Source organism: Photobacterium swingsii (assembly GCF_024346715.1).
Taxonomy (GTDB): Bacteria; Pseudomonadota; Gammaproteobacteria; order Enterobacterales; family Vibrionaceae; genus Photobacterium; species Photobacterium swingsii.
Genome location: NZ_AP024852.1, coordinates 2,351,611 through 2,366,686, shown reverse-complemented (window position 1 = coordinate 2,366,686; position 15,076 = coordinate 2,351,611). Strand labels below are relative to the sequence as shown.

Below are 15,076 nucleotides of genomic sequence, written 5' to 3'. Positions count from 1 at the left end.
AATGAGAGCCTTGAAGTTTGAACTACGTCACATTGGAAATGGTGAATGACGGGCTTTGTTTGTATGGCATCAATGGGACTATATAGGTCAGGTGTGTAAAGGATGTCTGATGCCGAATGGACAACAACTGTGTTTAACGGGAGGGTAGTAGACCGCGCTTCCTGGCACGGTTCTGCCCCAAAACGTGATTTCACTATTCTTAATTCTGTTGTCAGTGAGCCATTTTTCAATATGAGCGGAGAAGAGCCCTTGAGCTTATGGAAAAATGGCAAAACTTAGCTTTGTTCTTTTTAGTCAAAAGTAACATGTTTTCAGCTGGATACGATAGCTGTACAATGGTTGTGCTGACTATTGGTTAGGATAATCATTTATGACCCCATTAAGCGAAATTTTAGCTACGATGCCTCGAAGAGCGGAGAAGAAGCCAGATAACTACCTAGTGGACTCTTTCGTCCATATTGGTTCGGTCTTCTCTTTGTTTTCCTGTTTAGAAAACCAGATAATCTATGGTCGTCGTGGAACAGGTAAGACTCACCTCCTGAAATACTTGAGAAACGACGTGAAGAAATCAGGAGTCGCTTGCCTAGAAATCGATATGAGGACTATGGGGTCAACAGGTGGAATGTATGCTGATGGTAATATTGGCCTAACTGAAAGGGCTTCTAGACTGCTTTCAGACACCTTGTGTGATATTCGTGAACAAATCTTAGATGTTTGCTATGACAACGAGTTATGTGATTTATCGCAGCTTATACCGCTACTAGACGAATTTGTTGAACAAGCAACTCATATCGTTATTCAAGGTAATGTTGATAAAGAGCAAAGTAATAGCAAAGCCATATCATCAGCTTCATCAGCTAAGTTTTCAGCGGTCATATCTCCTAAGAGTAGCTTTTCAGCTAATCTAGAATGCTCAAAGTCTGTGAATGATTCTGGGACAGTTACCACTAGGGAGTCTGGTCAACAGACGTTAAGGATTCACTTTGGAACACTCTCTCGAATTTTGAAACGTATCGTCAAGCTAATGCCAGAAGGTAGTTTGCTTATCTTGATTGACGAATGGAGTGAAGTTCCATTAGACCTTCAACCTTATCTGGCAGATATGTTGAGGCGAATTATATTTCCAGTTTCAACTATTACAGTAAAAATAGCAGCTATTAGTCATCGTTCACGATTTCGGATACATGATGAACACGGGGCATCTATAGGCTTGGAAGTATCATCTGATGCTTCAGCCTCGTTAAATTTAGACCATTTTATGGTCTTTGATAGCGATAAAGAGCAATCTGTTGAGTTCTTTAAAAACCTAGTTTTCAAGCATGCTAAAGCAGCGGATAGGAAAAATATAATACCATCGGATATAGATGAATTTATCTCTATGGTGTTTAAGAATAAGAACGCACTTGAAGAATTCGCGCGAGCTAGTGAGGGTGTTCCACGCGATGCTATCAACATAATTTCTCAAGCAGCACAGCATCAGAAAGACCAAAAAATTGGTGTAAAAAGTATTAGAAATGCAGCAAGAACATGGTACACAACGTCAAAGAGTAAAGACATTAATTCTCGTACTGAAGCAGTAGGGTTGCTTGAATGGATCGTATCTTCGGTCATTGGTGCAAAGAGAACTAGAGGTTTTCTTGTTAATAGTAGTATTACCGACGAACTAATAGACTATCTGTACGATTCAAGGGTTATACATTTGGTGAGGCAAGGAGTCTCGGTAAATGCGGTTCAAGGCTCAAAGTACAACTTATACTCTTTAGACTATGGTTGTTATTCTCATTTGATTAATACCAAGGATGAGCCCCAAGGGTTGATAAGTGATGAGACAGGCTACATCAGTGTCCCTAAAGTAGATAATAGTTACGGTAAAGGGTCTATATTAGAGCTCGATAACTATTACAAATTAGGTTTTCTCCCTTTGTTTGAACAGACGCAAGACATAGAGTTACCGACTCAGTTTTATGAAAAGGGTGATGATGTTATCGATTTTGATGATGGTGTTTTTAGTAAACTGCCCAAATATCTAGAAGCTCAGAAAATTAAAGGGACGATCTATATCCCTTTGATATTTGTAGGGCTCGTGCTCAGGTACAAGCAAGGTCAAGAACTTAGTAATGGAACGGAAATCACTCATACGATTAACAACTACTTGATATCTCAGCCTAAAAATAAAAAGGCTCCAAACAATATTTCTAGAGCGTTAAGAAGTGAGCCTACCTGTAGTGAAAAGTGGTTTATCAGGCGTGAGCGAAGTGATGGGCCATTTTTCGAGCTTGCTTCCGATTGGAGAAAGCATTGGGAGGATTATTTCAACTTGGAACCTCCGATGTAATTGATACGCCTCTTAGTCCACTGTTATGTTGGGATTAAGAGTCGCCAGCCACACTTTTCCCCCCGTAAAAGTGTAATGGTTTAACACTTTTTCCCGGGTAAAAGTGCGGAGCAATTGCTTTATTAGGCACGAATTATGGCATTCGGTAATTCGTTACCTGCTTACATGCTAATGCATGTAAGCAGGTATGGAGCAGTAGGAAGACTTTCGTACTTTTATGTACCGCTTATCTTTCAGTAGCTTATCAACCTAGCCACAGAAATTACTGTGTTCGAATGAACGACATTTTGTCATTTCTTCGAACATGGGGACTGGGTGCTAGCTATATCAATCGATTGCTGGTGTCATAGAACGACCGATTTTGTTAACTTAAATTTACCATTTAGATGCTAGTCCACTACATTCTGCAAAATCAAATCACCCATTTCATCTTTACTGATTGTGCCAGGCATCAGGGCGTTGTAGCTTAAGTGCCGCTTCTTCGTGAGAAGCCTATTGAGGTTGGCATCAAATGAACCATCTTTGTATTTGGGGTGAATCGCCATAGGCAGATATACGTTCACATCCTTCTTTTGTCCAATACGAAATGCGCGGTCTGTACTTTGGTCTTCTACCGCTGGATTCCACCACCGAGTTAGATGAATAACATGGTTTGCAGCAGTGATCGTCAAACCGACTCCACCAGCTTTAGGAGATAACAGCATCACATCAAACTCACCTTCCGTGCCATTTTGAAACTCATCCACAAATTGTTTTCGTGTGTAGCCATCAACAGAGCCATTTATTCGACGTGGTCTTGATGGCAGTTGATATCGGTGCTGAAGGTATCCTGAGAGGTATTCTTGAACGTCAATCGCTTCACAAAATATAAGAACCTTTTCTCCAGATTCTTTTACCTTATCCAAGATTTCTATTAAAGCGGTAAGTCTTGCCGAGCGTTTCACAACACCATCAGTTATCCCGTTTCCATCAAATTCCTCGGCAATAAGCGATGCCCTGCGAATTTTCTGGATAGTCTCCAATACTCCACCAGCCATTCCTCTCTTTAACTGGGCATCCCTTACAATATTTTCGTATTCTGCCGCCTGTTGTTCAGGCATCATTTTCGCTACTTGGTGAATGAATTTTTGGGGAAGGCCATCCAAGTGCTCCTCTTTCAATCTTCTGAGCATCAGGGGAGGGGTGCTTTTTTCCACAAGCAGAGATTTGAGCCTTTTGGCTTCAGCAGGATCACTCTCTGCTGGTTTAGCATACTCATTATGGAACTGGCTAAGAGAACCAAATAGCCCTGGTTGAGCAGTATCAACGATACACCATAAGTCTTTTAGTTCGTTTTCTACAGGGGTGCCCGTTAAAATCAACGTGAAATCTGACGACAAAGATTTAGCCATTTCAGTCATACGAGATACTGGGTTTTTGATCTTTTGGGCTTCATCAAAGATGGTAACTCCCCATTCGATAGAGAGGAAGTATTTGATTTTGTCCCTGAGGGTTTCATATGTAGTTAGCACCCAGCCACTACCTGATATTATGGAGTTGCGCTCAATAACGGTGTAGTTTTTTATCTCTCTGATCTGAGCACCAAATGCTTCAAATACATCTCCAAGTCCATCTTCTTCTACATGCAGCTTTGCTTCATCTCGCCAGTTTTTGAGCAGGCCTGAAGGAGCAACAATGAGAAATGGCTTGGTAGGATAGTGGTTGTTGTTCATTAACTCTTTAACCGAGGCTAAAAATGCTAACGCCTGCATCGTCTTTCCTAGGCCCATATCGTCTGCGAGCAAAGCACCAATTGAGCCTGACTCCCAATGATTGGCTAGCCAGTCAACGCCATATTTCTGATGTTCATAAAGTGTTTTTGTTTTTAATGAGTCTGGAAGCCGAGTGATTTTAGGTCTGGCTTCATGTTTTATGACCTCAAACTCAACTTCCTCAATATTGTCTTTGAGGATTGGTGCAACGACATCAAGCGGGGTATCAGGCGGGCCTTCAGGCTCATCGAAAGGCTTTAGCATTTTTATTAGCAGATTCTTGGTTTCCAGTGATACGGGAACTCGTTGTCCTTCAAAAGTTATTTCAGGAACTTCAGCGTCTAGTGCTTTATTGACTTCGTCTAGAAGACGCTTCATTTCATCAATTGTGAAATTGACCAGAAGATCATCAATAGGGAAGAACAATCGTTCATCATCGTCAGGAACCCAGTCACCTTCTCGCTTCGCGACATAAGCACATAGCTTAGGAGACCAGATACCAATAGTATCGATTCGTTGGCTGATAAAATCGGGGGTTTCGACAAAAATAGCCTCAAGCTCTTCAGGGTGATCTTCCTGGTTAAGCTTTTCATTGATGACCTTATGTGGATTTGATACGAATGCTAACCTCTCTTGACTATCCCTTGTTTGGTAATCTTTTATTACACCGAGAACTTTTTGTACTCGCTGGGGGAGGACAACATATACACCATTTCCGATAGCATAGTTTGATCGGGCTGTACTCCAGGTCTTGAACTGATCTTCAAACTGGGTATGTCTTGCTTTAGGAATTGCGTACTCTACATCAGCTTGACCCTGGACATCCCAGTCTTTTGTGGTGTTTGGCTTAATCAACAGTGGATTAAATACACCATGTTCTTTGATATCTAACGTGACTCTATCTGCACGACAAATGGTGATATCCCGTAGCTGTCCATCAACAATAGACTCTTCAGGTAATAGCTCCTTGATTTCCCCCCAGCGGACAAATTTTTCATCTCTGTCTGATGTATCGACGTTGTTAAACTGCTCAAGTTTATTAATGATAGAGTAGAGTGGCTCAAGGATTAGTTCTGTTTGTCCTCTTACTTTCAGCGATATCCCAGAAACCTTAGATCCCATCATTGGTCTGCCTTCTGGAGTCATTAGCCGATAAGACAACTGGAAACCTGGCTGACTTATCAGCCCTTTAGCTACAATTTTAACTCTGGCGTGGGAAACAGGAGGAAGACATAGCTTTTGAATTTCTAATTCTGTCAGTGCTGCGATAAAGCCTTCGGAGCATGCTATCCCTGAATCGGTAATGCTGGGAGCTATAATCTCATTAACAGTCCTAAATAATGGATCTATTACCACCGGGGTATCTCCTGCCATAAGTCTGAATTTAGACCACTGGTTAGGATGAAGAATTTCGTTATCTAGTTTTACCTGAAAAAGAAAACCAGTATCTGTTTTTTGCCATGTGAATTGTGCAGAGCTAGTCATTCATATACTCCCTGTTTGACACCGATATCCCCGTTAAGCTGTAAATAAGATATGACAACTTCCGTTGCCATGTTCCTGACTCGCTGCCTGAATGTGCCCCAGTATGATCAGCCCAGTTAACTAAACTTTCTCTATGATATGATTTTTGATAGAGCTTAGGACGCTTATTGCTAGAGTCCCATAGCCTGAAACTACCTGAGTGACTCCATTCTGTAATTAAGACTCCATTCACCACCATTATTAGTGCACTGTGACGTGATTGGGCTCCTGAGAGCTTTGCATATGTGTTTCTGCCACCTTGAAGAAAATTGTTTGCCTCGGCATAGGCTCTAGGCCCTAGAGCTACCCATGCTTCTTGGATATGGCCATTTTTCAGGTAAGCGTTCCAGAATCGTTTTCTGTATTTCCAATGCTTATCGGCCATTGAATCCGTTTTTGCAACATGACTTAACAAGTTAAAAAAGTCGTGCATGGTGTTTTCTACCATCCAACTTTTCATTACATTAATAGCAACGGTATTGACACCAAGCCACAATGCCTTTGATGTTCGTGGATCTCCGTATTGATGAAGGAAGAAGTCTATAAGGATCTTTTTTATTTGGGGGTTGGTTTGATGTTGTGAGAATGACGTGAGCAGTCCTTCAGCGAGATTAATCCTTAAGGATGGATATTTTAGTGAGTCATCTTGAGTAAGGAAAAAGTGTATACAGGATGAAGTGATCTTTGACTGTAAAGAAGCATCAAACACTCCTAAATCAGACTCTAGTTGCTTCAATAGGCGGGAGAGGGACGCTAACGCAAATCCTCCATACTCCAGCCCTTTAGATAGCCTGTAATTGGAAAAGGTAGACTGAAAACCCGAATCTATTATTTTCTGGCTGCAAAGCTCATGGCTCCTCTCATCCAAAATACCAGTACTATTTACCCACTGCTTTATGGTGTTAACTTTTGTGTGGTTACTCCCACTTATCAAGTCGTGAAGCTCTTCTCGCAGTCGATCAAACTGCTTTGAATTTAAGGGGTATTCTTGGAGGAATACCTGTATAAAAGGGCTAACCGTATCAAACTTAGATTTACGTTTGATCTGGTCAAATAAAGGGGGGATAAACTCTTCATTTTCAAATAGGGGAGGATTGCCATTTACTGTCAACATGAATGCCCAAGGAACCAGCTTCCATTCCTTTCGAGTTAAGGAAACCGATGGTGACTGGTATTGAAGAAACTTATATAGCTTCCTGTAAACCGTCTCAATATCGGTCTGTGAGGGTTTGGTTGTCGTAACGAATCCATGCCGATTCTTTATCTTCAAAACCTCTGAGACAAAAAGCGACTCTGAAAGGTCAGGTGCTTTTCTTGAATCAATAGTTTTGAAGTCATCAAGGAGCTCTTTCAAGGACATTATTTTGCCCCCCAAGCAATAAGGGCCCTTTGAGGCTCCGTAAGGGCTGGTGGGGTCATAATAAAACGGAGATCAATTCGACGGTTTACACCGTCAGGTGTTGGTACGCTGTGATTATGGCCATCTACGGGCCTTCCCTCTCCGTATCCACTTACTGAAAAGATAGGCTGTCCAGATATATTTCGGAGGTTATCCAGTACGCTGTTTGGTACAACTAATCGATACGCTGCAATAGCCCTGTTGGCTGAAAGTTCCCAATTGTCTTTTATTCGACTAGATTTCATCGGTACGTTGTCTGTGTGACCTTCTATAAATACTGCGTCGATTTTGCCTTTGGTTTGATCGAGATTGGAGCAAGCGATATTACTAGGAGGATTTTCAGCATAACAGGGAATTACCTCATTTAAGACAATACCAATAGTCCTAAGGTTATTCCTGTATCTTTCACTCAGAGTATCCGCAGCAGTTTTGAAAAGGACGGCTTTTTCGGTCAACCTCAGCACACCGTGTCGCGTATCGATTTCAACGTCGATCTTCTCTTTCTTTAACCTGTCCTTGAGGTCTTGCAGTAGTTCATTCCTGATCTGCTCGGTATTGGTTAGTTTCCTAACAACCTCTTTCCGCGTTTCCGTTACCTCATTTTGTTTTTGTATGGCATCCTGAAAATTGATGATGAACGCGACAAGTGTAATGATGAAAACAAGAAGTAATCCAGACATCATGTCAGATACGGAAATTAGATAACCAGCACCTTCGTCCTCTAAGAGTTCATGGTGTTCACTCATGGGCTATTTCCTTTTACTGCTCTGGTTGAAAGCTGGTTCTAGCCATGGCACGAAGGTCTACTTCAAACCCTTTCAATTTTGCTTCTGCGGAGTTAGCGATAGTGTTTATCGAGGATTCAAATATCTCAGTCCTTGAATCTAGAGCTTCTCCCAAAGATTCAACTGCTTCAGAGATCTCCTGGGTAGCAGCAGCGAGGCTTTGAACAACATCAGAAGCGTGCTTATCAAGTCCTAAAATATATTCGTCCGTTTGTGTTGCGTAACGTTCTAAACCAGTGCTGACATTTTTAAATACATTTTCAAGAGTAGTATCTAAGCCAGAGAAGCGTTCTTCGTAATCTTTCCAGATATCGGACATTTCCTCTTGCACTTCTTGTAAGGTTTTGAGGGTTGAGTCAACGCTAGTGGTCGATTCCGAAAGCTGAGTTGATGTTCGGTTCAGTGATTGAATATAATTTTGGAAAGTAGTTGCTGTTTGCTGGAAGTCTAAATTAGTTTGGTTAGCTTTTTCGGAAAGCTCCCCAATGATTTCAATGGATTGAGATATTTCTCCGTAGAGAGTTCTATTGGCTTCTGTCATTGTTTGGTACTGAGTAGCTGTTTCTTTGAGTTTACCCAGTATGCCTTCGAATTCTTGTAAACCATCCTTTAGGTTGTCTGCTAGCTTCTGAGAGGCGATATCAAGTTGCAGAGTGACGTTGTCTATGGATTTTTCTACACTTTCAAGAAGAGCATCGACAGCTTGATCAATGCCTGCATTAATTTTCTTGCTGCCCTCTGACATAGCGTCGGACATATTGGTAACGGCATTTTGAGCCGCCTTTTGCATATCTTCTTGTCCTTTTGTTAGTGACTCAACCTGAGACTCGAGGCTATCACTCATAGTTTTTATGGTGGAGGCAAAGGCTTTCATTTCATCCCCAGCGGCACCGGCTATCTTATCTGCAAATTCACCCATGACTTTGGTTACGGTTTCGTCGCTTGCTGATTTTTGGTCATTCCGTAGTTCATCGATGGCTTTGATCATTGGTTGTGTTACATGTTGTTCTATTACCTGGCCAAGAGACACAGCAAGGTCATTTGCGAAGGATTGGAGTGCTGTGGACTGCTTTTGTGATTCAGCTAGGTTCTTACTCGCAAGCCGTTCTGCTGAAAAATACTCTACTCGGGCATCCAGTTCCGAATTTAGCTTTTGACAACTACTATTGAACAAGTGGATGTATTTTTTCTCATAAGTTGAGAATAATAGTGAGGTCAGTAACCCCACGATCGATGTAATAAAGGCAAGTGACGCGCCATCCAGAAGTATGTTAAGTGCTTCTTTTGCATCATTAATATTGTTTGAGTTTAACCCTGGAGCTGCGAGAGATATACCAACAGTAAGGCCTATAAATGTACCAACTATACCGAGGCCAGTCAGGATGTTTGGTAACGCGTTGTAGAAGCGCATGTTGATATTGGGCAAAAGAAGATTTTTCTGGTTAAAGTAGACAGAAGGTAGGTGGGTATTCATGATGACTTCTTTGTCGTCATCAAAGTCTTCTCCTGGAAGCAGCAACGTTTCCTCGAACTCTCTCCATGAATCTTTCAGGTATTGGTCAGCGTGCATCCAATCTCTTAGTTCATAGTAGTATTCGGGGAACTCTAGTTTGTTTCTTGGGGTTGACTGAGTTTTCTCAAGTGCATTTTTCAATGAGCGTTTGACGGGTGAAAACCTGAACCAAAAGCTTCCACTACACCAAATTGCAATGACGACAATAAGGCCACAGTAAACATAGATAAAAAGAGTAGATGTGATGAAGTTCATCACATCATGTAAGTTAGTGCCCATAAAATAATGTCCTAGCTTGTACTTGCACTGTGCTTAATCACGAGGTTTGCGCGCAGTTTACTATCAACCAATATCATATTAAAGCAGGCTTAGAAGGTAATAACTAGAACAGGCGTCAAGGTTCGAAATATTTCACTTAACGCGATAGAAGCTCAATAAGAGAGGTCACCAGACGCTAACGTTAACTAAAGCTAACATTAACAGCGAAAAACGTCCTTAATGTTAGGTTTAGTTAACATTACAGAGAGCAGTGAGAAGCTAGATAATTTATGAGTAAAAAAAGGTAGTCAACGCACCAAAAATGATAGTTTAGTGCTTGTGTGGCATTGAACATTTCTTGCGCTTGCGTATTCAGCGAAACAATCAGGTACATATACATTGCGTTGCTAAGCTATGGGGACAGAACGAGGCGGACTGTCCTCTGGTTTGTTTGGGAGAAGTTGTATCACTGGAGCAGAACCTAGCCTGACAATAGAATCGCTTTTACTCTTTTTGATTGGCAATCTCATATCCCATGGCTTTGTAACTTTTGGCTCTTTTATCAAACATTCTTTGTAGCATTGGTAACTTGATATCCACGTAATCATAGATAACAGTGTCGTGTTTACCATCGGATTGCCGATGAATACGGCCTGCATATTGGGCAAGTGAGCCCCGCCAGGAAATAGGCATCGTAAGAAATAATGTGTCAAGGCGAGGAAGGTCGAAGCCTTCACCGATGTATTTACCTGTCGCTACGATTACTTGAGCATCTTGTAATTTATCATTTGCGTCTTCTCGCTCTTTGGCTTTCATCGCTCCTCGAAGCACTACGGCGCTTAACTTTTGGGCCTCTAATAGATTTAAGAGTAAATTGGCATGCTCCCTTCGTTCTGTCAGAAGTAGTGGGTGGCGACCAGCTTTAATTGCTTCAGTCACATCACTTATGATCTGTTGGTTTCTCCCATGATTCTCCATAATCCAATGATAGACGGAAGCGATGTGTGGTCGTTTTTCTATTTCACTGAGTTCTGGCGGTGGTTGGTTGTGTATATGTTTTATGTGGACGGTTTGAGTAAAATAATTGGTATGGCTTGAAATGACTTTATGCCTTACTGGGCCTGCTAGCATAAACATGATCTTTTGATGTCCATCTTGCCGGTCTGGTGTAGCTGTTAGTCCATGTACGTATTTAGCATTTACTTCATTGATTACCATCTCATATCTTGGCGCTGAAATGTGGTGACATTCGTCGATGATCACTTGGCCATATTGGTGGGTTAGTTCTGATATGGTGTTATCACGTTTGTTAATTAGACTTTGATAGGTAGCAATATCGATCTGTCCTGTTGGCTTTTTCTTACCTCCGCCATACACGCCGACATCAATACCTGATGTAAATGAGAGGATTCGATCTTTCCATTGGTCTAGCAGTTGTCTGCTGTGGGTTAAAATGAGTGTATTTACTTTTCGTTTTTCGATTAAACCAATTGCGGCAACAGTTTTCCCGAAAGCCGTTGGTGCGTGCAAAATACCAGTATCATGAGATGCCATGGCATCAACGGCAGTTTGCTGCTCTTCTCTGAGTGAGCCTAGGAATTTGATGTGGTCTAGTGGCTGTCCGACGGTTCTTTTTTCATTGAAGATGACATTGATCTTTTGGCTATCTAGAAGGGATCGAACTTCATCAAAGCATCCCCTAGGAAGGGACAAATAGCCTTTTTCAATATGAGCACAGCTGATATAGCGAGGGATACCATGTGTAGAAAATCGCAGTGCTTGTGTTTTAAAGAATGTTGGATTTGAAAAGCTTGCTACTCGTTTTAGGTTGGTGATTACCGGGGAAGGTAATGGTTCGGTTGGTATATAAATATGATTTGCTAATGTCACTTCTATGGAGTCAGGGCAGTTAGGAATTAAGCTTTGGGTAATAGGCTTATTTGTGTCCCATGGATCAGTGAGTTCAAATGCTTCTTTAGTGGTTGATTGGTATGACTCCACGATTTTGAGTACTTGCTGTTGTGAAAAACGTCTGATCTTTGATAAGAAGTCCCATTGATCGAGTTGGGGGTTTAAATTTTCATCCACAAACACGCTGAAGCCATGGTTTCTGGATTTTAGCTGTAGGGGTAGTGCTATCAGGTTACCAAATCCTCCTTCAGGCATCACATCCTGGTTTGGAAACAGCCTGTCGTAAGAATCAAAAGAAAGCGATGGTTGAATTTCCATGGCTTTATCGAGTATCAAAAAGCCAAGTTGGCGGATCGTTTTTGCCGATATTGGTTCAGAGAAAAACACCCACAAATGTGCGCCATTTCCTGAGCGGGAAATCTCAATGGCATGAGGAATATCATAAGCTAAACATGCTTTAGATGTTGCTTGAATGGACTCTTGCCAATCGGACTTATCAAAATCGATAGCAAGGAGATGAGAGCGACTGTTTTTACAAAGAGGGTAAAGTCCTACGACTATTTTTCCGGAGAGATGATCGTAAAGTGTTTGATTGGTGATGGGCTTAAATTGCTGGTTTGGACATTCTCCACACTTCACCTTGGGTTTTGCACATACTCCGTTCTTCCATTCGTTATCACATGCTAATGAGTAGCCATTTCGACCCGTGCCGTTTTCCCATCGTATCGCATAAATATCAGCTCTTCCTTTAAACAGGTCGGCAAAAATTGCGATCTTTTGTTCAGGAGTCATTGAAGGGGTTGGTGGTGGTAGATTTTGTTGTTTTAACAACTCTTGTTTATGAGCTAATAGTTTTTGCTTTTCAGCATCAAGTTGCCGCAGACGAATGTCAATCGCCTCAAGTTCTGATGATAGAAGGTCTCGATTAGTAATATCAGGCAATTGAGGCACCTCAAATTTTTAACTTAGTTACCATGTTTAACTGCTTTTCTTGCGAAATGCCAATTCAGCTTTGAAAATTTCAATTCTCCAGCCAGGCTGACGGGTTTGAGTCCGAATAATGGCTTCAATGTGATCGGTATCGAGCTCCTTTAAAGGTTTAAATTCGACAGGCTGATTACCTTCTTTGCCTCTTGTTCCCCAATAGAAACCTTGTCGGATTTCATTGTGAGGTGCGTCAGCGTAGACAGATTGCTCCTCAAATGGCTCGGTATTAACGTTGCGTCGTAGATAGTCAGTCCCGCCATCTACCATATAGGTTTCTCCGTTGTCATCAATGTGAGTGACATAATCGTGTCGATGTCTGCTAATCAAAATTGTGCCGTCTGGTGTTTTTATCCGGTTTAGAACGATATGTTTCATGTGAGAGCCTCACTTAATTATGGCTAACATATTAATTTTATGAGCAAGTGTGGAGCCGGACGATCTAGAGCAACCGTAGACGAGTGTTGTTAGCAGTCTTCCCGGACACAGGTATTCCTGCTCATTCCCTTTGGCCTGGACTCCTCATCACCAAATGTAAGATAAAGATGGTTTGGTTTTGAAAAATTGCCGACGGTGCAGATACCCCAAGACCAGCACTCGCTATAGTCTTTATCTTGCTCTTTCATCATTTCTAGCTCGGCTTCAATCAGTTCATGAAGTGCCTCGATGTAGCGAGGAGTAAGCCTGATTTTATGGTTATGATATCTAGCCATTTCGATGCAACCTCAGAATTTACTCTATACTGTGTTTTTATACAGTATAGAGTTATAGATTGAAAAATAACAATTCGGAGGCTGTCGGGATGGACGTACCAAATATTTTAAATCTTGAGCATGAGCTAAGAGTACCTGCCGGTTTCGAGTTAACGCTTGTCATGCATGAGTACGGTCTTTACGTAAGCCAAAGTACGCTCATTACTCATTGGTGCTGTTTTCGATTGTTAGCTTTGACAATCGCCTTTTCTCGAGAGGAGGAGACTCGACGGTTTATGTATTCATTACCTAAGCAGTCTGATTTATTTAGCCTTCAATTTGCATTTCAACTGTGTGTACACCAGACCTGTTGTGGTGGGTTTCAACCTTCGAAGGTTCAGTTTTCGTATTCATTTGTTGATGACGATGATGCACGAGAAACTATTGATGACTTTTGGCAACAACTGCTGAAACAGGTTAAATGCCAGGAAGGATTGAAGAGGCTGTAGAAGTGAAAGAAGTAATCACTCTCACATATTCCTACTACATACGAAGTGAGGAAAAAGATGAAATTTAAAGAGGCGTTAATAGCATTGGGCATGACGAGCATTGTTGTCATGAGCATCAATATTATCGTCAACTCAGTGATTCTCGTATTTGTGTGGAATAGCTTGGTGTCCAGTATTCACCCAGCCTTGCCTGAGTTGAGCTTCTTTAACGCTGTTGGAGTCATAGTGGTTGCTTATATTGTGCAGGGCAAATTTTCGATTAAGGTCAATGTTAAGTATTGAGTATTTACGAATTCTCGCTCGAGCTGATTGCTTCAGTAATGAATTAAACATATCCACTTGATTCAACTGGGGAAGAGAAGGCAATGTTCAGAAATGGTGATTTGTACAACCGCCTTCAGGTATAAATGTAATTATTTTAAGATATCAACAATATTTGATTAGAGACTCAGCAAGAGTCAGAAAGAACTGTACGGGATATTGACACTTTAATTGGGGATGCGTGATCTATGTTTACATGCATTATACATGTTAGTGCACGTAAACGGCTCTGCCACTTTGACATTAAATGCAGTAGCTCAAAGTTAACTGGCTACTTTGCCTGGCAGAGCTTCCACACTCAAGAATGGTATGCTTGTAATTAGTTAATGTTTAAGTTGTTTATAGGGTGAGTTGGCATGTTTTTTAGCAAAAGCAAGAATAAAGGTAAGAAGGCAAAGAACAGGTTTGAGAATATTCACGGCACCCTGCTGTCCTCAATGGCGCTATATCCGTTTTTCTCGAATGAGCAGCAACGGATCATTTGTCATTTCGTAAACGAATTTTATAACGGTAAGACGGTGCTGGTCAGTCCTGATATCAAGATTGAAGATAGGGAAACTTTACTGATGGTAATCGCGGCCAATGCAGCTCTGGTGGGTGGGGCTCAGCAAACAGATTATTTCTCTTCCGTAAAATGGATCCACATTTGTTCTGACGATTTGCAGGTTGATGGTGATGCGTATGAGACTTCAACGGTGCGATTGAGCGCCAGGCCTTGTTTGAAGGAGTCGATTGAAATCACCGAGGGGCAAAATCTGATTGTTCATGAGTTCGCCCATATTCTCGATCATTTGTATGGTCTGTCAGGCAGTACTGCAGTACTGCGTGAGGCCTATGAGGTCTACCTTGACAATATTAAGTCGCAACAGGGCGATATAGTCCCAGATTGTGCGACACCACTGGGTGAGATAGTTGACCATGTCAACACTCATGATGAGATTATGTTCCATCCGCCCGAAGAGTACTTCGCAGTATTATCTGAGTTGTTTTTTACTAACCCGGCAGCAATCTACAACGACTATCCTAAGTTATACCGCGAGTTGGTCGGCATTTATGGTCTTCACATGGTCGAGATATTGGATGGGGGCGAATGA

11 protein-coding genes are annotated in these 15,076 nt (G+C 41.7%); 4 read left to right on the top strand and 7 right to left on the bottom strand.

The features are described 5' to 3' along the window. Window positions 1–370: 370 nt before the first annotated feature. Entirely contained in the window at window positions 371–2,335 is a 1,965-nt protein-coding gene (locus OCU77_RS10885) for an ORC-CDC6 family AAA ATPase (protein WP_107302513.1), read from the top strand. A 389-nt stretch (window positions 2,336–2,724) separates the two neighbouring features. On the opposite strand, the gene OCU77_RS10880 is transcribed toward OCU77_RS10885, so the two are convergent. From OCU77_RS10880 to OCU77_RS10850, 7 genes are all read right to left on the bottom strand, one after another. Next, window positions 2,725–5,571, bottom strand: a complete 2,847-nt coding sequence (locus OCU77_RS10880; RefSeq protein WP_107302512.1) for a DEAD/DEAH box helicase — start codon at window positions 5,569–5,571, stop codon at window positions 2,725–2,727. Then, complete coding sequence (locus tag OCU77_RS10875; protein ID WP_048899583.1) at window positions 5,564–6,970, bottom strand: EH signature domain-containing protein; 1,407 nt, start codon at window positions 6,968–6,970, stop codon at window positions 5,564–5,566. The genes OCU77_RS10880 and OCU77_RS10875 overlap by 8 nt, the downstream gene beginning before the upstream one ends. Beyond that, entirely contained in the window at window positions 6,970–7,755 is a 786-nt protein-coding gene (locus OCU77_RS10870; protein WP_048899584.1) for an OmpA/MotB family protein, read from the bottom strand. Before OCU77_RS10870 ends, OCU77_RS10875 begins: the two co-directional genes overlap by 1 nt. Window positions 7,756–7,768: 13 nt before the next feature. After that, window positions 7,769–9,586 (bottom strand): anti-phage ZorAB system protein ZorA, encoded by a 1,818-nt coding sequence (zorA, locus tag OCU77_RS10865; protein ID WP_048899585.1) that lies wholly within the window; start codon window positions 9,584–9,586, stop codon window positions 7,769–7,771. A 483-nt stretch (window positions 9,587–10,069) separates the two neighbouring features. Further along, entirely contained in the window at window positions 10,070–12,418 is a 2,349-nt protein-coding gene (locus tag OCU77_RS10860; protein ID WP_107302511.1) for a TOTE conflict system archaeo-eukaryotic primase domain-containing protein, read from the bottom strand. Between the two features lie 36 nt (window positions 12,419–12,454). Next, window positions 12,455–12,838, bottom strand: a complete 384-nt coding sequence (locus OCU77_RS10855; RefSeq protein ID WP_048900785.1) for a hypothetical protein — start codon at window positions 12,836–12,838, stop codon at window positions 12,455–12,457. An 89-nt stretch (window positions 12,839–12,927) separates the two neighbouring features. After that, window positions 12,928–13,173 (bottom strand): hypothetical protein, encoded by a 246-nt coding sequence (locus OCU77_RS10850; RefSeq protein WP_048900786.1) that lies wholly within the window; start codon window positions 13,171–13,173, stop codon window positions 12,928–12,930. Between the two features lie 89 nt (window positions 13,174–13,262). Here OCU77_RS10850 and OCU77_RS10845 point away from each other — a divergent pair, with 89 nt between their 5' ends. The 3 genes from OCU77_RS10845 (at window position 13,263) to OCU77_RS10835 (ending at window position 15,076) form a co-directional block, all read left to right on the top strand. Continuing rightward, window positions 13,263–13,661 (top strand): hypothetical protein, encoded by a 399-nt coding sequence (locus OCU77_RS10845; protein ID WP_107302509.1) that lies wholly within the window; start codon window positions 13,263–13,265, stop codon window positions 13,659–13,661. A 57-nt stretch (window positions 13,662–13,718) separates the two neighbouring features. Beyond that, on the top strand, window positions 13,719–13,943 hold the full coding sequence (locus OCU77_RS10840; protein ID WP_048900788.1) for a hypothetical protein: 225 nt from the start codon (window positions 13,719–13,721) through the stop codon (window positions 13,941–13,943). A gap of 395 nt (window positions 13,944–14,338) precedes the next feature. Then, complete coding sequence (locus OCU77_RS10835) at window positions 14,339–15,076, top strand: zinc-dependent peptidase (protein WP_048900789.1); 738 nt, start codon at window positions 14,339–14,341, stop codon at window positions 15,074–15,076.